Below are 21,517 nucleotides of genomic sequence, written 5' to 3' on the forward strand. Positions count from 1 at the left end.
CCTGCCGATATGTTTGCGCCTTTGTTAAAGAAACTTTTTGGAAGCAAGAATGAGCGCGAAGTCAAACGCATGCTCAAGACGGTGCAGCTGGTCAATGCCTTCGAAGAGCAGATGGTTGCCCTTTCGGACGAGCAATTGCGCGCCAAGACCGAAGAGTTCAAGGCCCGCATAGCTAAAGGTGAGACCCTCGACAGGCTGCTTCCCGAAGCCTTTGCGGTCGCCCGTGAAGCCGGTAAGCGTGTCATGGGCATGCGCCACTTCGACGTCCAGTTGATCGGCGGCATGACCTTGCATGAAGGCATGATTGCCGAAATGCGTACCGGTGAAGGCAAGACCCTGGTAGCAACCTTGGGTGTTTACCTCAACGCACTGTCCGGCAAGGGCGTGCACGTTGTGACGGTGAACGACTACCTGGCTCGCCGGGATGCCAACTGGATGCGCCCGCTGTATGAATTCCTCGGCCTGACCGTCGGCGTGGTAACGCCGTTCCAGCCGCCGGAAGAGAAGCGCGCGGCCTACGCTGCCGACATCACCTACGGTACCAACAACGAATTCGGTTTCGACTACCTGCGCGACAACATGGCGTTCAGCATGGAAGAAAAATTCCAGCGCGAACTCAACTTTGCCGTGATCGACGAAGTCGACTCCATCCTCATCGACGAAGCCCGTACCCCGCTGATCATCTCCGGCCAGGCCGAAGACAGCTCGCGCCTGTACACCGAGATCAACAAGTTGATCCCGCGTCTTGAGCAGCACATCGAGGAAGTGGAAGGCGTGGTGACCAAAGAAGGTCACTTCACCATCGACGAGAAGACCCGCCAGGTCGAACTCAACGAAGCCGGTCACCAGTTCGTCGAAGACATGCTGACCCAGATCGGCCTGCTGGCTGAAGGCGAAAGCCTGTACTCGGCCCACAACCTGGGCCTGCTGACCCACGTGTATGCCGGCCTGCGTGCGCACAAGCTGTTCCATCGCAACGTCGAGTACATCGTGCAGGACGGGCAGGTGGTGCTGGTTGACGAACACACCGGCCGTACCATGCCGGGTCGTCGCTTGTCCGAAGGCCTGCACCAGGCCATCGAAGCCAAGGAAGTGCTCAACATCCAGGCTGAAAGCCAGACGTTGGCCTCCACCACCTTCCAGAACTACTTCCGTCTGTACAACAAACTGTCCGGCATGACCGGTACGGCCGACACCGAAGCGTTCGAATTCCACCAGATCTACGGTCTGTCGGTCGTGGTTATCCCACCGAACAAACCGCTGGCGCGTAAAGACTTCAACGACCTGGTGTTCCTGACCGCCGAAGAGAAATACGCGGCGATCATCAACGACATCAAGGACGGCATGGCCCAGGGGCGTCCGATCCTGGTAGGTACCGCCACTATCGAAACGTCCGAGCACGTGTCCAACCTGCTCAATAAGGAAGGCATCGAGCACAAGGTCCTCAACGCCAAGTTCCACGAAAAAGAAGCCGAAATCATCGCCCAGGCCGGTCGCCCAGGCGCACTGACCATCGCGACCAACATGGCCGGTCGTGGTACCGACATCCTGCTGGGCGGCAACTGGGAAGTGGAAGTGGCCTCCCTGGACAACCCGACGCCTGAGCAGATCGCCCAGATCAAGGCTGATTGGCAGAAACGCCACCAGGCCGTGCTGGAATCCGGTGGCCTGCAGGTGATCGCTTCCGAGCGTCACGAATCGCGCCGTATCGACAACCAGCTGCGGGGTCGTGCCGGTCGTCAGGGTGACGCCGGTTCCAGCCGCTTCTACCTGTCGCTGGAAGACAGCCTGATGCGCATCTTCGCCTCGGACCGCGTGAAGAACTTCATGAAGGCCCTGGGCATGCAGTCCGGTGAAGCGATCGAGCACCGCATGGTGACCAACGCCATCGAGAAGGCGCAGCGCAAGGTTGAAGGCCGCAACTTCGACATCCGTAAGCAACTGCTCGAGTTCGATGACGTCAACAACGAACAGCGTAAAGTGATCTATCACATGCGTAACACGTTGCTGGCCGCCGACAACATTGGCGAAACCATCGCCGATTTCCGTCAGGACGTGCTCAACGCCACCGTCAGCGCACACATCCCGCCACAATCCCTGCCTGAACAGTGGGATGTTGCTGGCCTGGAAGCCGCGTTGAAGAACGACTTCGGTGTCGAGTTGCCGGTTCAGCAGTGGCTGGACGAGGACGATCACCTCTACGAAGAGACCCTGCGCGAGAAGCTCATGACCGAGCTGCTGGCGGCGTACAACGAGAAAGAAGAGCAGGCGAGTGCCGAAGCACTGCGCACCTTCGAGAAGCAAATCGTACTGCGCGTGCTGGACGACCTGTGGAAAGACCACCTGTCGACCATGGATCACCTGCGTCACGGCATCCACCTGCGTGGCTACGCCCAGAAGAACCCGAAGCAGGAGTACAAGCGCGAGTCGTTCACGCTGTTCTCCGAACTGCTGGATTCGATCAAGCGCGATTCGATTCGCGTGCTGTCCCACGTTCAGGTGCGTCGCGAAGACCCGATCGAGGAAGAAGCCCGCCTGCGCCAGGAAGCCGAGGCACTGGCTGCGCGCATGCAGTTCCAGCACGATGAAGCACCAGGTCTGGACGCCCCTGAAGTATTGGGCGAAGAGATCGATGTGGCCTTGGCTCAAACCCCGGTTCGCAACGATCAGAAGCTGGGTCGTAACGAGCTGTGCTATTGCGGTTCGGGCAAGAAGTTCAAGCACTGCCACGGCCAGATCGAATAAGATTTCCGCCTGACGCTGTAACACCCCGCGCCGCGACCGGCCTCTGCCGTCGCGGCGTTTTGCCATTAATTTCACCGTCGCTCACGACGGCACAGACATCACCTATTTTTAAGGAGCGCATTCATGGCTGTTGGTCTTGGTCCTTTGCCCACGTTGCACCCGGTTGCCGGTTTTGAACTCGGTATCGCTTCGGCCGGCATCAAACGCCCGGGGCGCAAGGATGTGGTGGTGATGCGCTGTGCCGAAGGCTCGACCGTCGCCGGTGTGTTCACCCTCAACGCGTTCTGCGCCGCGCCGGTGATCCTGGCCAAGCAACGCGTGGCCGGCACGATCCGTTACCTGCTGACCAACACCGGCAATGCCAACGCCGGCACCGGCGAGCCGGGCCTGGTGGCCGCCGCGCGCACCTGCGCCAAGCTGGCCCAGTTGACCGGCGTCGACGCTAGCCAAGTGCTGCCGTACTCCACCGGTGTCATCGGTGAGCCGCTGCCGGTGGAAAAAATCGAAGGCGCACTGCAAGCCGCGCTGGACGACCTGTCTGTGGATAACTGGGCCGCCGCCGCCACCGGCATCATGACCACCGACACCCTGCCAAAAGGCGCGAGCCGCCAGTTCGTGCACGATGGCGTGACCGTCACGGTCACCGGCATCAGCAAGGGCGCGGGCATGATCCGCCCGAACATGGCCACCATGCTCGGTTACATCGCCACCGACGCCAAAGTCTCCCGCGATGTGCTGCACAGCCTGATCCTGGACGGCGCCAACAAGTCGTTCAACCGCATCACCATCGATGGCGACACCTCGACCAACGACTGCTGCATGCTGATCGCCACCGGCCAGGCCAACCTGCCGGAAATTACCTCCTCCAGCGGCCCGCTGTTCGCGGCGTTGAAGCAGGCCGTGTTCGAAGTGTGCATGGACGTGGCCCAGGCCATCGTGCGTGACGGCGAGGGCGCGACCAAATTTGTGACGGTTGAAGTCAACGGTGGCGGCAACCATCAGGAATGCCTGGACGTGGGTTACACCGTGGCTCACTCGCCGCTGATCAAGACTGCGCTGTTCGCCTCTGACCCGAACTGGGGCCGTATCCTGGCAGCCGTCGGCCGTGCCGGCGTGCCGGACTTGGACGTGAGCAAGATCGACGTGTTCCTCGGTGATGTGTGCATCGCCAGCCGTGGCGCCCGTGCTGAGACCTACACCGAAGCTCAGGGCTCGGCGGTGATGCAGCAGGAAGAAATCACCATCCGCATCGAGCTGGGTCGCGGCGAGTGCAGCGAAACCATCTGGACCACCGACCTGTCCCACGAGTACGTGAAGATCAACGCGGAATACCGTACCTGACAGACAAGAGGAAAATCGCGGTGAAACGAGTGCATGTAGCAGCAGCGGTGATCCGCGGTGTCGACGGCAGGATTCTGCTGGCGCGCCGCGCCGATACCCAGCACCAGGGCGGTCTCTGGGAGTTTCCCGGTGGCAAGGTGGAGGCCGATGAATCGGTCGCCAGCGCTCTGTCCCGCGAACTGCAGGAAGAGCTGGGTATCCAGGTCACCACGGCACGGCCGCTGATCAAGGTGCAGCATGACTACCCGGACAAGCAGGTGTTGCTGGATGTCTGGGAGGTTTCGGCGTTTACCGGCGAACCGCAGGGTGTCGAAGGACAACCGCTGGAGTGGGTCGCTCCTCGAGACCTGATCAACTATGAGTTTCCGGCGGCCAATGCACCGATCGTTGCGGCGGCGCGCTTGCCTGCCGAGTACCTGATCACGCCAGGCGAGCTGGAAACCCCGGCGTTGTTGCGTGGCATCCAGAAAGCCATCGCGGGTGGCATCAAGCTGGTGCAGCTGCGCGCGCCCAACGGCTACGACCCCAAATACCGCGACCTCGCGGTCGACGCGGTGGGCCTGTGCGCGGGCAAGGCCCAACTGATGCTCAAGGGGCCGTTTGAATGGTTGGGGGACTTTCCTGCAGCCGGCTGGCACATGACGGCGGCGCAACTGCGTAAATACGCGAGTAAGGGCCGCCCACTGCCGAAGGATCGCTGGCTGGCGGCTTCGTGCCACAACGCTGAAGAGCTGGCGTTGGCGCAAATGATGGACGTGGATTTTGTCACGCTGTCGCCGGTGCAGCCGACTCAGACCCATCCTGACGCGCAGCTGTTGGGGTGGGCGCAGGCGGCGGAGTTGATCCGTGGGTTCAGCAAGCCGGTGTTTCTGTTGGGCGGGGTAGGACCTGCCGAGCGGGAACAGGCTTGGGAAGCTGGCGCTCAAGGTGTGGCGGGCATTCGCGCGTTCTGGCCGCAAACTTAACGCGGACATGTAGTGAGCGGGCTTGCCCCGCGCTGGGCTGCGAAGCAGCCCCAAAACCAGACGGCGTGTTGTGTCTGAGCCTACGCGGCGGCCTTGTTGGGGCTGCTTTGCAGCCCAGCGCGGGGCAAGCCCGCTCACTACAGGTTTGGCGTTTTTATTGGGTTAGTGGGGCTTCGCTGCTGCCTGCCACAACACTTCGGCTACACCCTGGCGCTTGGCGATAACCCTGGCGGCCACAAAGAGTAAATCCGACAACCGATTGATATACGCCAACCCCACGCCTTCCAGCGGCTCCAGCGCATTCAACTGCTGACACCGACGCTCCGCACTGCGCGCCAGGCTACGGCACACATGGGCCTGGGCGATCAGCGCCGAGCCACCCGGCAGGATGAAGTTCTCCAGCGGCCCCACTTCTTCATTCCAGCGGTCAATCGCCGCTTCCAGCCGATCCACTTCCGCCGCATTCAAGGCTTTGTACTCTGGCATCGCCAGCTCGCCGCCCAGATCGAACAATCGATGCTGGCAAGGAGTGAGTACCTCGATCACGTCCTGCAAACCCGGATGCTGTCCGCCGAGTGCTTCGAGATAGGCCAGCAGCAGGCCGAGCTGACTGTTCAGCGTATCCACTTCGCCAATGGCTTCCACACGTGGGTGGTCCTTGGGCACGCGGCGGCCGTCGCCCAGGCCGGTTTCGCCCTTGTCGCCGGTGCGCGTGTAGATTTTCGACAGGCGAAAGCCCATGGTCATTGCTCCAGTTGGGTAAGTTCGTAAGGCGGCAGTTGGCTGCCGGCCAGAGGCAAGCGCAAGGTAAAGCAAGTGCCTTGGCCTAGGGTGGAGTGCACTTCCATCTGGCCCTTGTGGTTATTGGTGATGATGAAATACGACACCGAGAGCCCAAGCCCGGTGCCCTGGCCGATTTCCTTGGTGGTGAAGAAGGGCTCGAATGTACGTTTGCGCACGTTCTCGCTCATGCCGATGCCATTGTCTTCCACCTGGATCTCCGCCCACGGTGGGTTGAGGCGGGTGCGCAGGATAATGCGCCCCGGCTCGCTGTCGTCTTCGCGCAGGTGGATGGCCTGGGCGGCGTTTTTAAGCAGGTTGAGCAGCACCTGTTCCAGTTCGTTGGCGGTGCCGGGTACCGGGCCCAGCTGCGGGTCGAATTGACGGATGATCGCCTGGCCCTTGAAGTCAAAGCCGATGGCCAGGTCGAAGTCGTTGCCGGCGATTTCCACCGCCTGGTCGATCAGCGCCGGTAAGTCGCACGGTGCCATCTGCCGGTTGCTGCGGCGGCTGAAGCTGAGCATATGGGTGACGATCTTCGCCGCCCGTGCCCCGGCCTGCTGGATACCATCGAGCAGTTGCGGCACTTCACGACTTTGCAGGTAGCGGTTGACGGTTTCCAGCTCGATGCCCGCCTGTTCGGCGTGTTCCAGGTTCTTGGGCAGGTCGGGAGACAACCGGCGACGGATGTTCTGCACGTTATGCAGGATTGCCCCCAGCGGGTTGTTGATCTCATGGGCCATGCCGGCGGCCAAGCCACCTACGGAGAGCATCTTCTCCGACTGCACCATCATTTCTTCCAGGGACAGCCGTTGAGTGATGTCATCGATACGGATCACCACGCCCCGCCCGGCGCCGCCCATCAGTGGGTAGAACGTCAGGGCGTAATGCTTGGGTTCATCGTCCTTGAACCACGTGACACGTTCGATGCGCTCCACGGTGTGTTGCTCGACCGCCGCCCTGATCTGCGGCAGATACGGCTTGAGTGGCAGGAAGGCGAGGTAGATCGGCTGGTTCAGGGCTTCATCCAGTCGCGTACCGGAAAGCGCGCTGGCCTCTTGGTTCCACTGTGTGACGTAGAGCTGTTCATCCAGGGCGATCAGTGCCGAGGGCATCGAGTCGATGATGCTGTTCAGGTAATTCTGGAAGCCGGTGAGTTTTTTCTCGATCTTGCTGCGGACTTGGACTTCCAGTTCCAGCTTGCGGTTGGTGTGGCGTGTCTCTTCGGCCAAGCCTTGGGCCTGATCGTAGGCGGCCTGGGAGTCGTCACGTGCACGCTTGAGCTGCTGCTCGCGGGCTTCGATGCGCGACAGCATGGTGTTGAAGGCTTCTGCCAGGCTGCCGATTTCATCGTGGTTGCCACGACCGGCGCGCAGGGCGTAGTTCTCTTCACGGGTGACTTGGCGCGACAGCTCTTCCAGTTCATGGATCGGCCGGGTGATCAGGCGTTTGATCTGGCGGGCGATGATCAGCCACAGCAACACGCTGAAAATCAGGATGCCCAGGCTGGCGGTCAGCGTGCCGGTGTAGAACGCCACCGGCAGCTCGCTGCTGGCCACCAGCAGCAGATGACCGGACGGCTGGCCCGCGCGGGGCAGGGTGATGACCTGGTTGCTGCGAAACTCGGTCACGCGCCACGCTTCGATATGCCGGTAGTTGTCGGGCAGGTGCAGGCGGTCACCGTGTTGCATCTGCGCCAGTCGGTTGCCTTCGCCGTCGTAAAGGGCGGCGGCGCGCAAGGGTGAATAGCTGGTCAGCTCATTGAGCAGGGCGTCAGCCTTGGCGGGTGATTCGAGGGCCTCGGCGGCGAGCGCGGGGTTGGACACCAGGCGACCAATGGCCTGCAAGGCCTGGGGGGCCATGCTTTCCTGGGAGATCCAGTAGGCGGCGCTGATAAAGGTCAAGTTGGCCACCAGCAATACAGTGGTCAACAGCACCAGCAGGGCGGCCAGCAATTTCTGCCCGACGGGTAGGTTTTCAAGACGCTGGCGCAGCGGCATCAGGGTTTTCCCAGGTGATAGACAGGCGGGCAGGGTAGCGCGTGGCTCAGTCGCGGGGCAATCCGCGTGCGAGCAGCTGCTCGACCAAGCGTACTTGCAGCTGGTTTAAATGCGGCAGGTTCAGCTGATGACGGGCGGCCGCCTGGCAAGCATAGCCCAATAGGTAGCTGATTTCGGTGCGGCGGCCGGCGGCCACGTCCTGGTACATGGAAGAGTAATTGGCCGCCGTGGCCAGGATCACCCGTTCCACTTCGTGCTGCAGATCCAGCGCGGCGGCGGGCTGGCCGCAGCATTCCAGCAGTTCACCGAGTTCAGCGCACAGGGTGGCGACTTCGCAGTGATGGGCTTGCAGCTCGCCATTACGGCACTGATACAGCACGGTCAGTGGGTTGATGGCGCAGTTGAGCGCCAGCTTGCGCCACAACCGCGTGAGGATATCGGCGCTCCAATCGTGGGGAATGCCAGCCGCCTGCAAGTCATCCAGCCAGAGTGGCGGGGTAGGGTGGCTCGCGTCCCCCAGCCAGGTGTAGCCATGGCCGGCAAACACCACGCGCCAGTCGCCGTCGCGAAACGCGCCTTCGGTGCTGGAGGCAAAGATGCAACGGGCCTGGAGCATTTGTGCAGCGACCGCGTCCTGGCTGCCGAGGCCGTTCTGCAGCAGGATCAGTTCCGCGTCGGGCGCCAGTCGTCGTTGCAACTGTGCGACGGCGCTTTGGGCGTCGTAGGCCTTGCACGCCACCAGCAGGCGATGAATCGGCTCCGGGCTGTCAGGCGTTTCTGCGATCACCGGGTAGGTCTGTGCTACACCGTGCTCTACCAAGGTCAGACCCTGGGTGGTCTGGTAGTTGGCCAGACGCGCCTCATCACGCAGGATCAACCTGACAGGGAGGCCCGCGCGCGCCAGGCGCGTGGCCCAGAGTGTGCCCAGGCTGCCGGCGCCGAGAATATGCCAGGTGGTCGACATCAGTTTGTGCTCCGTGGGGTCGCTCACAGTGAATGGGGCGAAAGAACCGCTATAATGCCCCGGCATTTTAGCTCGGGCGCGCTCCATCTCTACTGAGCCCGCCCCTTATATTGGAGAAATGACATGCCTTCGTTCGACGTGGTATCCGAACTGGACAAACACGAAGTCACCAACGCCGTCGAGAACGCCGTCAAGGAACTGGACCGTCGCTATGACTTGAAAGGCAAGGGCAGCTTCGAATTCAAGGAAAAGGAACTGACCGTCAACCTGACCGCTGAAGCCGATTTCCAGCTGGAAGCGATGATCGAGATCCTCAAGCTGTCGCTGGTCAAGCGCAAGATCGACGCGCAGTGCCTTGAAATCAAGGACGCCTACGCCTCCGGCAAGCTGATGAAGCAGGAAGCCGTGCTCAAGGAAGGTATCGACAAGGAGTTGGCGAAGAAGATCGTTGCCCACGTCAAGGATGCCAAGCTCAAAGTCCAGGCCGCCATCCAGGGTGAGCAGGTGCGTATCACGGGCAAGAAACGTGACGACCTGCAAGAGGCCATTGCGGCCTTGCGCGCCAAGACGTTCGACATGCCGCTGCAGTTCAATAACTTCCGCGACTGATGGCACTTTGGGGAACCTGGGGGCGTTTTCGACGTCCCACGCCCCAGCACCTGCTCCCACGATTGAGCCCTACGGGGCTCAATTGCATTTATGGCCACTCAATACACCGAACATCCGGTAAACAGGAGAATGTAGATGGATTTGAACGCTGAAATGGATCACCTGATCAAGACCTCAGAATCGTGGCTCCCGATGATCATGGAATACGGCAGCCGGTTTTTGCTGGCCATGGTCACCCTGGTCATCGGTTGGTGGCTGATCAACGTGTTGACCCACCGGGTAGGGCGCTTGCTTGCACTGCGTAATGCCGACATGGCGCTGCAACATTTCATTACTAGACTTGCGAACATTGCGCTCAAAATCATGCTGGTGGTCAACGTGGCTTCGATGATTGGGGTGGCAACCACCTCGTTCATTGCCGCGATCGGTGCCGCCACCCTCGCCATCGGCATGGCATTGCAAGGCAGCCTGGCGAACTTCGCCGGTGGCGTGCTGATTCTGTTGTTCCGCCCGTTCCGCCTTGGTGACTGGATCGAAGCCCAGGGCACCTCGGGTACCGTCGATAGCATCCAGATCTTCCACACCGTGCTGCGTACCGGCGACAACAAGACCGTGATCGTGCCGAACGGCATCCTGTCCAACGGCATCATCACCAACACCAACCGCCAGCCGACCCGCAAGGTGGTGTTTGACGTAGGTGTGGACTACGAGGCCGACCTGCAGAAAGCCCGTGAGGTGTTGCTGGAACTGTCGAAAGACCCGCGTGTGTTGGCAGACCCGGCCGCTGTGGCGGTGGTGTCGACCTTGGGCGACAGTTCGATCACCGTATCCCTGCGTTGCTGGACCAAGACGTCGGATTATTGGGACGTGGTGTTTATGCTGAACGAACTTGCACGTGATCGTTTAAAAGAGGCGGGGATTGATATTCCATTTCCGCAGCGGGTTATTCGTGTGATGCAGGAAACAGTCGCCAAGTAGCGTGAGCCAATAGTCTTGAACTTGGCCGTCAGGTCAGGTTCGAGGTGCAAGTGTCAATCTCGTTAGCTAGCTTGCTAGTTATTCCCGTGCTGAAACATTACAGCCATAAAAAAGCCGCTCCCTTGTTTAACAAGGGAGCGGCTTTTTATTTCAGGCCGAGGCCTCAAGTCATCGTTGTAATCAAACCGTCAATTACAAGATGTTCAGCGGGTAGTTCGCGATCAGACGCAGTTCGTCGATCGAAGGCGAACCGTAGTACACGCCATCGCCGGAGCGATAAGTGGCTTGACGCAGACGCAGGCTCAGGTTTTTCGCTGGGCCGCTCTGTACCACGTACTTGGCTTCGATGTCGCGTTCCCACTCTTTACCGTTCGACGTGGTGGCAGTGTTGGCGCCGCTACCGGTGACATAACGAGTCATGAAGCTAAGACCAGGAATGCCAAAGGTCGCCATGTTGATATCGTAGCGAGCTTGGTAGGACTTCTCGCCTTCGGCGTTGAAGTCGGAACGGGCAACGGAGTTGGCCAGGAACACGCTACCGCCGCCGTCTACGCCGTAGCCGTAGTCGCCGTCGCCGGTGACTTTCTGGGCTGCCAGGGTGAAGGTGTGAGCGCCGATGGTGTAAGCGCCCTGCAAGCTGAACGCGCGGTTGTCGAGCTTGGTGGTGCCATCTTTCTCTGCGCGTTGCAGGCCGGCACCTTCGCTCTTGGTGTCGTAGATGTTGAAGTCCAGGGCGAAGGACTGATCGTCGCTCAGCGCGTGGGTCCAGTTCAGGTTGCTGTAGTACTTACGGAAGTAATCTTCGGTCTTCGCGTAGTACAGGCTACCGGTGAACTCAGGCGTAAAGGAGTACACACCACCGACAAAGTCGGTTTTGGTCAGGCCCAGGCTGTCATGGTAGGTCTGGTTTTGCGCGACGCTGGAGGTGAAGTGACCGCCTTCCAGCTTCAGGCCCTTGATCTCGTTACTGGTGATCGAGATACCTTGTGGCAGCTCTGGCAGCAGGCGGCTATCGTCAGAAGCGAACACAGGAGCCGTGGTGTACTGGTCACCGATTTTCAGGACCGTATTGGAGATACGGAACTTAACGGCACCGCCGCCTTTGGAGTAGTCATCCTGCGAACGACCGTCGGAACCGGTTGGGAACAGACCGGTACCGGCGCGACCCTTGCCGCTGTCGAGCTTGACGCCCAACAGGCCGATCACGTCAACACCGACACCGATGGTGCCTTGGGTGAAGCCCGATTCGTATAGGGCGTTGAAGCCCAGGCCGGTTTCTTCTGCACGGCTCTTCGTGCCCGGGCCCGACGGGTTGTTACGGAAGTCGCGGCTGAAATACAGAGCGCGGGTATTAATGCTGAAAGTACTGTCTTCAACAAAGCCCTTGGAATCGTCCTGAGAGGACGCCGTTGCCAACTGTGAGGTGCCTGCTGCCGAGACAGCCAGGGCGATCATGCTCCACTTCATCACGCGCATCGTGATTTGCTCCTTTGGTTTTAGGAAGAGTACTGCCGTCCCACCTGTATTTTTGTCTGGGCGGCTCTTTCTTTTTGTGTCGGCGCAAAGTTATATCACGCTGACAATATTGGCGATACTTGCCCAACTTTCCTTTCAGCTTCTTTACGAGCTTGTCGTAGATTGCTATATCCATGTCGCAAATTCACAGCCTCACTGTAACGAGACTGACAACTTCAATACTGTTTCTAAACCGTTAAAAGAGCGTAAAAAACGTGACTTTAAAAGTTTGAAATCGTCCTTGGCGCGCATTGAACCGCTGTTGTTTTCATCGCGAAACACCTGATTCCCTTCTGGTGCCGTTGCCGACGATAAGAGGATGAATGCAGCAAGCGTGCCCAAACCGCAAACCGAATGTCATTTTTTCGTGAAAAACGTCGTCGCTCCGTGAAAACCGCATAAGCACGGGGTTTTTACGCCGATTGGTTTGGCCCGGACGCCCATGCTCCGCATCTGTGTAACGGTGCGCACATCCTGAATCTGGAGAAAACGTTACCCATTCACCCCAGTCGGTGGGTAGACGACGGATCTCTTTGAGGCATAAATGGGTCATTTTGGTGCAGGCCCCCAGATATCGCTTGATTGCGGTGATGGCTCAATGCCTTGTTTCTTGAGGCCTCTGTGTCGCGGGTCTCGCCATAATCTTTTGATCAGTGTTTGGCCAATCGCAGCAGGATTGGTCATTGAGCGTAGTCGAAATATTCGCCTGTCTCTAAATGGTGCACTTTTTTTCATTGCGCCATGTTCATGCGCGCAGGCGCTGGCGTGAAGCGTGGGCGATTCGCAGGTATGCTGGGGGCCTTGAACCTGACCTGCCGAACGGAGTGCCTGCAGTGTTCGCTTTAGATCAACGCCTTCAACAAGACACGCTGGTCATGGGGGATTTCCCCCTGTGCCGCCTGCTGCTGTCCAATGACTCGAACTACCCTTGGTTCATTCTGGTGCCGCGTATCAACGCTATCAGCGAAGTGTTTCAGCTGGATGTCGCCGATCAGCAGCGGTTGTGGCAAGAGACGACGGCCCTGGCCCAGTCGCTGAATGACGGTTTCTGCGCCGACAAAATGAACATCGGCGCCCTGGGCAATGTGGTCAGCCAGCTGCACGTGCATGTGATCGTGCGCAAGCGTGACGATGCCGCCTGGCCGGCGCCGGTATGGGGCAAACATCCGGCGCAGCCTTACACCGATGCGCAAGTGGCAGCCATCCGCGGCCGTCTGCGCGAGTTGTTGCCCGCCGACTTCATCTTTACCCAGGGTTGAATCATGGATCTGCAAGACCGCGTCACCGACCTGGAAAGCCGCCTGGCCTTCCAGGACGACACCATCGAGACCCTCAATGACATCCTCGTCACCCAGCAGCGTGCTGTCGAGCGCCTGCAATTGCAGATGACCGCGCTACTTAAACGCCAGGAAGAAATGGGCGGCCAATTCGAAACCTCCGAAGAAGAAGCGCCGCCGCCTCATTATTAACAGGCGCGCATAAAAAAACCGCGACCCAGCCAAGCTGGATCGCGGTTTTTTTTTGCTGCGAGCGCGGGTATCAGCGACGCGGCAGTGCAGCGATCACGTCTTCGGCCTGCAGGCCTTTGTCGCGATTCATGACGGAGAATTCCACGCGCTGGCCTTCCACCAGGACGCGATGACCTTCGCCGCGAATGGCCCGGAAGTGGACGAAAATGTCGTCGCCCGAATCACGGGAAATAAAGCCGAAGCCTTTGGAGGTGTTGAACCACTTGACGGTACCGGTATCCCGATTGGTCATGTCGTAGGTTTGCGACGAGGCCGCAGGGGAGGAACGGTAGAAGCTGATGGCCAGGTGAAGAACGATGGCGACCACAGCAATCACCAGGCTGAGCAGGATGGCCGGGTGGCCGCCGACTTCAGGCATAGGTGCCAGGAGGGTGAGGGTTTGTACGACCACGGTCAGTACCAGCAGCGCGCTGACCAGGTTTTGCAGTTGATGACGTATGCCTTTGTTCCAGTAAGGGATCACCGGTGCCAGCGTCAGGTTAAGAAGGCCGAACAAGGCCAGGTACAGAGCGTCGTGTTGTTCCAGGTAGGGAGGGCTTCCCTGTTGCAAGCTCGGTATAAAGGACAGCAGCAACGCTGCAACGCCCGTTAGCAGGTGGACGATTTTCAACATTTTGATTAACTCACTTTAAGACGGATCACGAGGAAGAGCTGACTGGCACGGTTCGCTTCTGAACAATGGGAGGCGTTGGGCACGTGCGCGGGGTATCAGCCTATGCCGCTGCCGCAGAAAGTAACGGCGACGACACGCCGCCTATTTAACAGCAAAGGCTGTGCCTACTCAAATCAAGCATTTCGGGGTGTTGCAAGGATGACGGCATTTCTGTGTCAAACGCTTGTCCTAGACACGTGCAGGCTTTTCAAACGGGTTGCAGGGATATTTCCTACTTGGGCCAGAGGCCCGGCCGCACCGTTTGAACGGCCACGCCGGGGCGAATTGCCGCGCCGGGCTGCGCATCACCGGCACTCTTGCTAGAGTGGTCCTGCACCTGATCAATGAATGCTTGTCAATTGAAGGGGATAAACATGGCAATCGATATCGGTATCAGTGAAGAAGATCGTAAATCCATCGTCGACGGGCTTTCACGGCTGCTTTCCGATACCTATGTACTGTATCTGAAGACCCACAACTTCCATTGGAACGTCACGGGCCCCATGTTCCGTACGCTGCACTTGATGTTCGAGGAGCAGTACAACGAGCTGGCGCTGGCAGTGGACTCCATTGCCGAGCGTATCCGTGCCCTGGGTTTCCCGGCACCGGGTGCCTATTCCATCTATGCCCGCCTGTCTTCCATCAAGGAAGAAGAAGGCGTGCCCAGCGCAGAAGAGATGATCAAGCAGTTGGTGGCAGGCCAGGAAGCGGTCACTCGCACCGCACGTGGCATCTTCCCGCTGCTCGACAAGGTCAGCGATGAACCGACGGCCGACCTGCTGACCCAGCGTATGCAGGTTCACGAGAAAACCGCGTGGATGCTGCGCTCCCTGCTCGAAAATCAGTAAACACCTGCCCTGAGTGGCGCCTTCCTGGCGCCGCTCGCTTGTTTCCGCGCGTTTCCTGGCGTTGTCCTACGTCTATCAACTCCCCGTCTTCTGGCTGCCTGCCTCTGCCTGCGGTTTTATAAGGCCATCGCCCAATGGGACAACCCATGGGCTGCTGTTTGGCAATGGAGTGTCAGGTGTATGTCACGCGGAGTGGGTAATGGAGTGATGGAAACCGGTGGTTTTCATAGGATAAAGATCGACCCTTTTGCGAAAGGGTTCGATATGGGTCTGGCCAAGCCATTGTCCCGGTCGGTAAGGCTCAACGGGTTTTCCACGTGCCTGCGATTGGAGCAGATCTACTGGAATATCCTCACGGAGATAGCCAGGATCAACGCCTGTTCAGTCAGTGCGTTGCTGTCCTATGTCGACCGGGAAGTGCACTTGCGTTATGGCGGTGTGAAAAACTTCAGTGGGTTGGTCAGGGTGGTCTGTGTGGTTCACGCCTTGAAAGGGGGTGTTGAACCGTCCTGTTCACCGGAATAGTGCATTGAGCACCGGCACCTGCCCTTGTAGTGAGCGGGCTTGCCCCGCGCTGGGCTGCGTAGCGGCCCCAAACCAGGCGACCCAGGCCTATCCTGGACCTCGGGTGTCCTTATTGGGGTGGCTTCATTGGCGCGGCTTCGCCACCCAGCGCGGGGCAAGCCCGCTCACCACAAGGTCGTACGCTGAGATGGGCAAGGCTCCGGCAGAAAGCCGGCTGCGCTGCCTCGATTTACCAGATATAATCCCGCGCTTTGCTACGCATGCTGCGGAACCCGTAGGGCAGGCGTGGCGCAGTAACGATCTGATCGCCGAGACATCTCCATGCCCATGTACGACTATCAATGTGCTTCCTGTGGTCATCAGTTGGAAGCCATTCAGAAGATCAGCGCCGCGCCGCTGGTCGATTGCCCTGCCTGCCAGGCACCGGAGCTCAAGAAGATGTTGTCCATGCCGGGCTTCCGCCTGAGCGGCAGCGGCTGGTATGAGACCGACTTCAAGACCGGCGCCAAGAAGAACCTCGCCGGCGGCGACAAAGCAGACTGAGTTGAACTCTACGCGCAGGCTCCTGCATTATCCGTCCCCTGCTTTAATGTACGGTGACGAGGCAGGCCTCCACCGAATTTCGAATTACGAGAAGTGAAACCACTACCATGATGCGCAGCCATTATTGCGGCCAACTGAACGAGACCCTGGAAGGTCAGGAAATCACCCTTTGCGGATGGGTTCACCGTCGCCGCGACCACGGCGGGGTGATCTTCCTCGATATCCGTGATCGTGATGGTCTGGCCCAAGTGGTGTTCGACCCTGACCGCGCCGAGAGCTTCGCCGCCGCTGACCGCGTGCGCAGCGAGTACGTCGTGAAGATCACCGGTAAGGTTCGCCTGCGTCCGGCGGGTGCCGTGAACAAGAACATGGCGTCCGGCGGCATCGAAGTGCTGGGTTACGAGTTGGAAGTGCTGAACGAATCGGAAACCCCGCCGTTCCCACTCAACGAATACTCCGACGTGGGCGAAGAAACCCGCCTGCGCTATCGCTTCCTGGACCTGCGTCGTCCGGAAATGGCCGAGAAGCTGCGCCTGCGTTCGCGCATGACCACCAGCATCCGTCGTTTCCTCGACGAGAACGGCTTCCTGGATGTCGAAACCCCGATCCTGACCCGGGCCACCCCGGAAGGCGCGCGTGACTACCTGGTGCCTAGCCGTACCCACGCCGGTTCTTTCTTTGCCCTGCCGCAATCGCCGCAACTGTTCAAGCAATTGCTGATGGTGGCCGGCTTCGACCGTTACTACCAGATCGCCAAGTGCTTCCGCGATGAAGACCTGCGCGCTGACCGCCAGCCGGAATTCACCCAGATCGACATCGAGACCAGTTTCCTCGATGAAAAAGAGATCATGGGCCTCACCGAACAAATGATCCGCAACCTGTTCAAGGAAGTGCTGGACCTGGAATTCGGCGACTTCCCGCACATGACCTTCGAAGAAGCCATGCGCCGCTACGGTTCCGATAAGCCAGACCTGCGTAACCCGCTGGAACTGGTGGACGTGGCCGACCAGCTCAAGGACGTCGACTTCAAGGTGTTCAGCGGCCCGGCCAACGACCCGAAATGCCGCATCGCCGCCCTGCGCGTGCCTGGCGGCGCGAGCATGCCGCGCAAGCAGATCGACGACTACACCAAGTTCGTCGGCATCTACGGTGCCAAGGGCCTGGCGTACATCAAGGTCAACGAGCGCGCCAACGGTGTTGACGGCCTGCAATCGCCGATCGTGAAAAACATTCCGCTGGACAACCTGAACGCGATCCTCGACCGCGTCGGTGCAGTCGACGGTGACATCGTGTTCTTCGGCGCCGACAAGGCCAAGATCGTCAGCGAAGCCTTGGGCGCGCTGCGGATCAAGCTGGGTCACGACCTGAACCTGCTGACCTGCGAATGGGCCCCGATGTGGGTCGTTGACTTCCCGATGTTCGAAGAGAACGACGACGGCAGCTTCAGCGCCTTGCACCACCCGTTCACCGCGCCGAAGTGCTCGCCGGCTGAGCTGGAAGCCAACCCGGCCGGCGCCCTGTCCCGCGCCTACGACATGGTGCTTAACGGCACCGAGCTGGGTGGCGGTTCGATCCGTATCCACCGCAAAGAGATGCAGCAAGCGGTCTTCCGCCTGTTGGGCATCAACGAAGCGGAGCAGGAAGAGAAGTTCGGCTTCCTGCTCGACGCCCTGAAATACGGCGCGCCGCCGCACGGTGGCTTGGCGTTCGGCCTGGACCGCCTGGTGATGTTGATGACCGGCGCCCAGTCGATCCGTGAAGTGATTGCCTTCCCGAAAACCCAGAGCGCTGCGGACGTCATGACCCAGGCTCCGGGTGTGGTGGATGCCAAGGCGCTGCGCGAGCTGCACATCCGCCTGCGCGAGACGCCGAAGGCTGAGTAAGGCTGCTGCGTGAAAGCGCACTGAGGTTTACGCAGTCTAAAAAGGCGCATCTTCGGATGCGCCTTTGCGTTACAAGGGTTGTGTTTTAAAGAGAGAAGTCCTGCCTGGGGCGGGATTGATAAGGTTTCTACAGAATTTCGGAGTTGTGTTATGGCTGGCCATTCCAAGTGGGCGAACATCAAGCACCGCAAAGAGCGTCAGGATGCCAAGAAAGGCAAGATCTTCACCAAGTGGATCCGCGAACTGACCGTCGCCGCGCGCCAAGGTGGGGGTGACCCAGGCTCCAACCCGCGTCTGCGCCTGGCGCTGGACAAGGCCCTTGGCGCCAACATGAGCCGCGACATCATTGATCGCGCCGTGGCCCGTGGCGCCGGTGCCGCCGACACCGACGACATGGTCGAACTGACCTACGAAGGCTACGGCCCGGGTGGGGTAGCGGTGATGGTCGAGTGCATGACCGACAACCGTAACCGCACCGCGGCAGCCGTGCGCCATGCGTTCAGCAAGTGCGGCGGTAACCTCGGTACTGATGGCTCGGTGGCCTACTTGTTCGAGCGCAAGGGGCAGATCTCCTTCGCGCCGGGCACGGATGAGGATGCACTGATGGAAGCCGCAATGGAGGCCGATGCCGACGACGTGGTGACCAATGAAGATGGCTCCATTGATGTATTCACGTCGTTTGCCGGGTTCTATGCCGTGCGCAATGCGTTGGAAGCCGCCGGTTTCAAGGGCACCGATGCAGAAATCGTCATGCTGCCGACCACCAGTGCCGAACTGGACCTGGACGGCGCGCAGAAAGTGCTGAAGATGCTGGACATGCTTGAAGACCTGGATGATGTGCAGAACGTGTATTCCAACGCCGACATCCCAGAGTCAGTAGCCGAACAACTCGCTTAAGCATGATGAAATCCAGTGGGGAAGCGGGCTTTTGTGGCGAGGGAGCTTGCTCCCGCTGGGGTGCGAAGCGCCCCCCAAAAACCTGCGCCTGCTACGCAGTCGAGCGGGAGCAAGCGCCCTCGCCACAAAAGCAGCTTCCACATTGGATCTATGTGTTTCCACAAAACTGCAGGCGTTATGACTTTAATCCTAGGTATCGACCCCGGTTCGCGCATCACCGGTTTTGGCGTGGTGCAACAGACCCCGCGCGGCTGTGTCTACGTCGCCTCGGGCTGCATCCGCACGGGTGCGGGCGAGTTGGCCGAGCGCCTGCAGATCGTCTATCGCGGCGTGCGTGAAGTGATCCAGACGTACGGGCCGGTCACTATGGGCATCGAAAAGGTGTTTATGGCGAAGAACGCGGACTCCGCCCTGAAGCTGGGCCAGGCCCGTGGTGCCGCCATCGTTGCCGGCGCCGAAGAGGGCATGGAAATCGCCGAATACACTGCGACCCAGGTCAAGCAGGCCGTGGTTGGCACCGGTGCCGCCAACAAAGAGCAAGTGCAGATGATGGTCATGCACATGCTCAAGCTCACCTCAAAACCGCAGATCGATGCGTCCGACGCCCTGGCCATTGCCATTTGCCATGCGCACACACGCTCCAGCCTGCTGCCTCATGGCCTGGGGACGGCACGCAGTCGTGGCGGGCGCCTGCGTCTCTGATAGCATCAGCGCAATCGTTATTTCCGGTCAGGCCTTGATCTGACCCCAAGCTTTAAGGATCTGAACCGTGATTGGACGTTTGCGCGGCACCCTGGCTGAGAAACAGCCGCCGCACCTGATTCTGGATGTGAACGGGCTGGGGTATGAGCTGGAAGTGCCCATGACCACCCTGTATCGCCTACCGTCGGTCGGTGAGCCGATAACGCTGCACACGCACCTAGTGGTGCGCGAAGATGCGCAACTCCTCTATGGTTTCATTGGCAAGCGCGACCGCGACTTCTTCCGCGAGCTGATCCGCCTCAATGGCGTGGGCCCGAAATTGGCGCTGGCGTTGATGTCGAGCCTGGAAGTCGATGAGCTGGTGCGTGCCGTTTCGGCCCAGGACACTTCGGCGCTGACCAAGGTGCCGGGCGTCGGCAAGAAGACCGCCGAGCGCCTGCTGGTGGAGCTCAAGGACCGTTTCAAGGCATGGGAAGTTGTGCCAAGCATGTTTGCCCTGGTGCCGAATCAGCCAGATATGCCGGCGGGCCAAGTGGCCAGTGCCGAAAGCGATGCGGTCAGCGCGCTGATATCCCTGGGCTACAAGCCACAGGAAGCCAGCAAGGCCGTGTCGGCCATCAAGGACAAGAACCTGAGCAGTGAAGACATGATCCGCCGCGCCCTGAAGGGAATGATTTAAGTGATTGAAGCAGATCGTCTGATTGCGGCCACCGGCCCGCGAGACCGTGAAGAGGTCCAGGACCGGGCCATTCGCCCCCTGAGCCTGGCCGACTACATCGGCCAGCCCACCGTGCGCGAGCAGATGGAACTGTTTATCCAGGCTGCCCGGGGGCGCAGTGAGTCCCTGGACCACACGCTGATCTTCGGCCCGCCGGGTTTGGGTAAAACCACGCTGGCCAACATTATTGCCCAGGAAATGGGCGTGTCGATCAAGTCCACCTCGGGTCCGGTGTTGGAGCGTCCGGGTGACCTGGCAGCGCTGCTGACCAACCTTGAGCCGCATGACGTGCTGTTTATCGACGAGATCCACCGGCTTTCGCCGATCGTCGAAGAAGTGCTGTACCCGGCCATGGAAGACTTCCAGCTCGACATCATGATCGGCGAAGGCCCGGCGGCCCGTTCGATCAAGCTCGACCTGCCGCCATTCACCTTGGTAGGCGCGACCACCCGTGCCGGCATGCTGACCAACCCGCTGCGAGACCGTTTCGGCATTGTTCAACGTCTAGAGTTTTATAGCACCGCGGACCTGGCGACGATCGTCAGCCGTTCGGCGGGCATCCTGGGTTTACCGCTGGACCCGGAAGGCGCGTTTGAAATCGCCCGTCGGGCCCGTGGCACGCCGCGGATCGCCAACCGTTTGCTGCGTCGCGTGCGGGACTTTGCCGAAGTGCGTGCCAAGGGGCATATCACCAAGGCCGTGGCCGACCTGGCCTTGAACCTGCTGGACGTGGATGAGCATGGCTTCGATCACCAGGATCGGCGTCTACTCTTGACCATGATCGAGAAGTTCGACGGTGGCCCGGTGGGTGTCGACAGCCTGGCGGCGGCCATCAGCGAAGAGCGCCACACCATTGAAGACGTGCTGGAGCCGTACCTGATCCAGCAGGGCTACATCATGCGCACGCCAAGGGGGCGGGTGGTGACGCGGCACGCCTATCTGCACTTTGGGTTAAACATTCCGTCACGATTGGGCGAGATGCCTGTAGTAGACGAATTCCTCGATGCAGTGGACGATTAAAAGCTTCACGCCAGACGATTTATCCAAGGTTTGTGCTGTCCTAGTGGCTGGTGTCGTCTTTCAGTCAGTAGAAATATTCTTCAGGATGAAGAGTGATAATGAAAAAACAGTTGCGGGCCGGATTGGCAACCTGAGGAGTAAGCACTAGAGTATGCGCGCGCAAAACGGGGATCAGTCGTTCGCACATCGCTGTCGCGTTTATTACGAGGACACCGATGCCGGCGGCATCGTGTATTACGTCAATTACCTCAAGTTCATGGAGCGGGCTCGAACCGAGCGGCTACGGGAGCTGGGCTTTGCCCA

At 59.8% G+C, this 21,517-nt stretch carries 20 protein-coding genes and 1 pseudogene; 16 read left to right on the plus strand and 5 right to left on the minus strand.

Annotation, left to right across the window (positions count from 1 at the left end):
• Positions 1-9: 9 nt before the first annotated feature.
• The 3 genes from secA (at position 10) to AC3ZU9_RS29480 (ending at position 5,051) form a co-directional block, all read left to right on the plus strand.
• Complete coding sequence (gene secA, locus AC3ZU9_RS29470; protein ID WP_490091701.1) at positions 10-2,745, plus strand: preprotein translocase subunit SecA; 2,736 nt, start codon at positions 10-12, stop codon at positions 2,743-2,745.
• A 123-nt stretch (positions 2,746-2,868) separates the two neighbouring features.
• Entirely contained in the window at positions 2,869-4,086 is a 1,218-nt protein-coding gene (gene argJ / locus AC3ZU9_RS29475; RefSeq protein WP_015885626.1) for a bifunctional glutamate N-acetyltransferase/amino-acid acetyltransferase ArgJ, read from the plus strand.
• Between the two features lie 20 nt (positions 4,087-4,106).
• On the plus strand, positions 4,107-5,051 hold the full coding sequence (locus tag AC3ZU9_RS29480) for a Nudix family hydrolase (protein ID WP_102061325.1): 945 nt from the start codon (positions 4,107-4,109) through the stop codon (positions 5,049-5,051).
• 162 nt (positions 5,052-5,213) lie between these two features.
• Here the strand turns inward: AC3ZU9_RS29480 and AC3ZU9_RS29485 are convergent, their stop codons facing one another.
• Genes AC3ZU9_RS29485 through AC3ZU9_RS29495 form a run of 3 tightly spaced genes read right to left on the minus strand, consistent with a single transcriptional unit; the run spans position 5,214 to position 8,795 of the window.
• A complete protein-coding gene (locus AC3ZU9_RS29485; protein WP_015885624.1) occupies positions 5,214-5,792 on the minus strand; it encodes a cob(I)yrinic acid a,c-diamide adenosyltransferase in 579 nt (192 codons plus the stop codon).
• A 2-nt stretch (positions 5,793-5,794) separates the two neighbouring features.
• A complete protein-coding gene (locus AC3ZU9_RS29490; RefSeq protein WP_015885623.1) occupies positions 5,795-7,831 on the minus strand; it encodes a sensor histidine kinase in 2,037 nt (678 codons plus the stop codon).
• A 46-nt stretch (positions 7,832-7,877) separates the two neighbouring features.
• Positions 7,878-8,795 (minus strand): putative 2-dehydropantoate 2-reductase, encoded by a 918-nt coding sequence (locus AC3ZU9_RS29495; protein ID WP_490091699.1) that lies wholly within the window; start codon positions 8,793-8,795, stop codon positions 7,878-7,880.
• Between the two features lie 123 nt (positions 8,796-8,918).
• Here AC3ZU9_RS29495 and AC3ZU9_RS29500 point away from each other — a divergent pair, with 123 nt between their 5' ends.
• Together AC3ZU9_RS29500 and AC3ZU9_RS29505 are read left to right on the plus strand one after the other, a co-directional pair.
• Complete coding sequence (locus AC3ZU9_RS29500; RefSeq protein ID WP_003209785.1) at positions 8,919-9,404, plus strand: YajQ family cyclic di-GMP-binding protein; 486 nt, start codon at positions 8,919-8,921, stop codon at positions 9,402-9,404.
• Between the two features lie 135 nt (positions 9,405-9,539).
• Positions 9,540-10,382, plus strand: a complete 843-nt coding sequence (locus AC3ZU9_RS29505) for a mechanosensitive ion channel family protein (RefSeq protein ID WP_015885621.1) — start codon at positions 9,540-9,542, stop codon at positions 10,380-10,382.
• A gap of 192 nt (positions 10,383-10,574) precedes the next feature.
• Here the strand turns inward: AC3ZU9_RS29505 and AC3ZU9_RS29510 are convergent, their stop codons facing one another.
• Complete coding sequence (locus tag AC3ZU9_RS29510) at positions 10,575-11,858, minus strand: OprD family porin (protein WP_093543198.1); 1,284 nt, start codon at positions 11,856-11,858, stop codon at positions 10,575-10,577.
• Between the two features lie 872 nt (positions 11,859-12,730).
• Between AC3ZU9_RS29510 and AC3ZU9_RS29515 the strand changes: the two genes are divergently transcribed.
• Complete coding sequence (locus AC3ZU9_RS29515) at positions 12,731-13,156, plus strand: HIT domain-containing protein (protein WP_093543426.1); 426 nt, start codon at positions 12,731-12,733, stop codon at positions 13,154-13,156.
• A 3-nt stretch (positions 13,157-13,159) separates the two neighbouring features.
• Positions 13,160-13,366 carry a SlyX family protein gene (locus AC3ZU9_RS29520; RefSeq protein WP_015885618.1) on the plus strand — a complete coding sequence of 69 codons (207 nt, stop codon included), beginning with the start codon at positions 13,160-13,162 and terminating at the stop codon, positions 13,364-13,366.
• A 70-nt stretch (positions 13,367-13,436) separates the two neighbouring features.
• Here the strand turns inward: AC3ZU9_RS29520 and AC3ZU9_RS29525 are convergent, their stop codons facing one another.
• Complete coding sequence (locus tag AC3ZU9_RS29525; protein WP_490091700.1) at positions 13,437-14,039, minus strand: cold-shock protein; 603 nt, start codon at positions 14,037-14,039, stop codon at positions 13,437-13,439.
• Between the two features lie 413 nt (positions 14,040-14,452).
• Here AC3ZU9_RS29525 and AC3ZU9_RS29530 point away from each other — a divergent pair, with 413 nt between their 5' ends.
• From AC3ZU9_RS29530 to AC3ZU9_RS29570, 9 genes and pseudogenes are all read left to right on the plus strand, one after another.
• Positions 14,453-14,926, plus strand: a complete 474-nt coding sequence (locus AC3ZU9_RS29530; RefSeq protein WP_003193874.1) for a Dps family protein — start codon at positions 14,453-14,455, stop codon at positions 14,924-14,926.
• 180 nt (positions 14,927-15,106) lie between these two features.
• A complete protein-coding gene (locus AC3ZU9_RS29535) occupies positions 15,107-15,451 on the plus strand; it encodes a ribbon-helix-helix domain-containing protein (RefSeq protein ID WP_015885615.1) in 345 nt (114 codons plus the stop codon).
• A 321-nt stretch (positions 15,452-15,772) separates the two neighbouring features.
• Entirely contained in the window at positions 15,773-15,994 is a 222-nt protein-coding gene (locus tag AC3ZU9_RS29540) for an FmdB family zinc ribbon protein (protein ID WP_003193872.1), read from the plus strand.
• Between the two features lie 107 nt (positions 15,995-16,101).
• Complete coding sequence (aspS, locus tag AC3ZU9_RS29545; protein ID WP_015885614.1) at positions 16,102-17,877, plus strand: aspartate--tRNA ligase; 1,776 nt, start codon at positions 16,102-16,104, stop codon at positions 17,875-17,877.
• 150 nt (positions 17,878-18,027) lie between these two features.
• Positions 18,028-18,774 (plus strand): YebC/PmpR family DNA-binding transcriptional regulator, encoded by a 747-nt coding sequence (locus tag AC3ZU9_RS29550; RefSeq protein WP_015885613.1) that lies wholly within the window; start codon positions 18,028-18,030, stop codon positions 18,772-18,774.
• A gap of 177 nt (positions 18,775-18,951) precedes the next feature.
• A complete protein-coding gene (ruvC, locus tag AC3ZU9_RS29555; protein WP_016975450.1) occupies positions 18,952-19,476 on the plus strand; it encodes a crossover junction endodeoxyribonuclease RuvC in 525 nt (174 codons plus the stop codon).
• A gap of 67 nt (positions 19,477-19,543) precedes the next feature.
• Positions 19,544-20,155, plus strand: a complete 612-nt coding sequence (ruvA, locus tag AC3ZU9_RS29560) for a Holliday junction branch migration protein RuvA (protein ID WP_003175802.1) — start codon at positions 19,544-19,546, stop codon at positions 20,153-20,155.
• Positions 20,156-21,214, plus strand: a complete 1,059-nt coding sequence (gene ruvB, locus AC3ZU9_RS29565; RefSeq protein WP_015885611.1) for a Holliday junction branch migration DNA helicase RuvB — start codon at positions 20,156-20,158, stop codon at positions 21,212-21,214.
• Positions 21,215-21,365: 151 nt separating this feature from the next.
• Positions 21,366-21,517: pseudogene (locus AC3ZU9_RS29570) on the plus strand (4-hydroxybenzoyl-CoA thioesterase); the annotation flags it as partial.

Source organism: Pseudomonas sp. A39 (assembly GCF_058145955.1).

Excerpts from the sequence above, each read along its gene's own strand:
- secA (WP_490091701.1), top strand. The coding sequence starts at position 10 with ATGTTTGCGCCTTTGTTAAAGAAACTTTTTGGAAGCAAGAATGAGCGC.
- argJ (WP_015885626.1), top strand. The coding sequence starts at position 2,869 with ATGGCTGTTGGTCTTGGTCCTTTGCCCACGTTGCACCCGGTTGCCGGT.
- AC3ZU9_RS29485 (WP_015885624.1), bottom strand. The coding sequence starts at position 5,792 with ATGGGCTTTCGCCTGTCGAAAATCTACACGCGCACCGGCGACAAGGGC.
- AC3ZU9_RS29490 (WP_015885623.1), bottom strand. The coding sequence starts at position 7,831 with ATGCCGCTGCGCCAGCGTCTTGAAAACCTACCCGTCGGGCAGAAATTG.
- AC3ZU9_RS29495 (WP_490091699.1), bottom strand. The coding sequence starts at position 8,795 with ATGTCGACCACCTGGCATATTCTCGGCGCCGGCAGCCTGGGCACACTC.
- AC3ZU9_RS29500 (WP_003209785.1), top strand. The coding sequence starts at position 8,919 with ATGCCTTCGTTCGACGTGGTATCCGAACTGGACAAACACGAAGTCACC.
- AC3ZU9_RS29505 (WP_015885621.1), top strand. The coding sequence starts at position 9,540 with ATGGATTTGAACGCTGAAATGGATCACCTGATCAAGACCTCAGAATCG.
- AC3ZU9_RS29510 (WP_093543198.1), bottom strand. The coding sequence starts at position 11,858 with ATGCGCGTGATGAAGTGGAGCATGATCGCCCTGGCTGTCTCGGCAGCA.
- AC3ZU9_RS29520 (WP_015885618.1), top strand. The coding sequence starts at position 13,160 with ATGGATCTGCAAGACCGCGTCACCGACCTGGAAAGCCGCCTGGCCTTC.
- AC3ZU9_RS29525 (WP_490091700.1), bottom strand. The coding sequence starts at position 14,039 with ATGTTGAAAATCGTCCACCTGCTAACGGGCGTTGCAGCGTTGCTGCTG.
- AC3ZU9_RS29530 (WP_003193874.1), top strand. The coding sequence starts at position 14,453 with ATGGCAATCGATATCGGTATCAGTGAAGAAGATCGTAAATCCATCGTC.
- AC3ZU9_RS29535 (WP_015885615.1), top strand. The coding sequence starts at position 15,107 with ATGTCACGCGGAGTGGGTAATGGAGTGATGGAAACCGGTGGTTTTCAT.
- AC3ZU9_RS29540 (WP_003193872.1), top strand. The coding sequence starts at position 15,773 with ATGCCCATGTACGACTATCAATGTGCTTCCTGTGGTCATCAGTTGGAA.
- aspS (WP_015885614.1), top strand. The coding sequence starts at position 16,102 with ATGATGCGCAGCCATTATTGCGGCCAACTGAACGAGACCCTGGAAGGT.
- AC3ZU9_RS29550 (WP_015885613.1), top strand. The coding sequence starts at position 18,028 with ATGGCTGGCCATTCCAAGTGGGCGAACATCAAGCACCGCAAAGAGCGT.
- ruvC (WP_016975450.1), top strand. The coding sequence starts at position 18,952 with ATGACTTTAATCCTAGGTATCGACCCCGGTTCGCGCATCACCGGTTTT.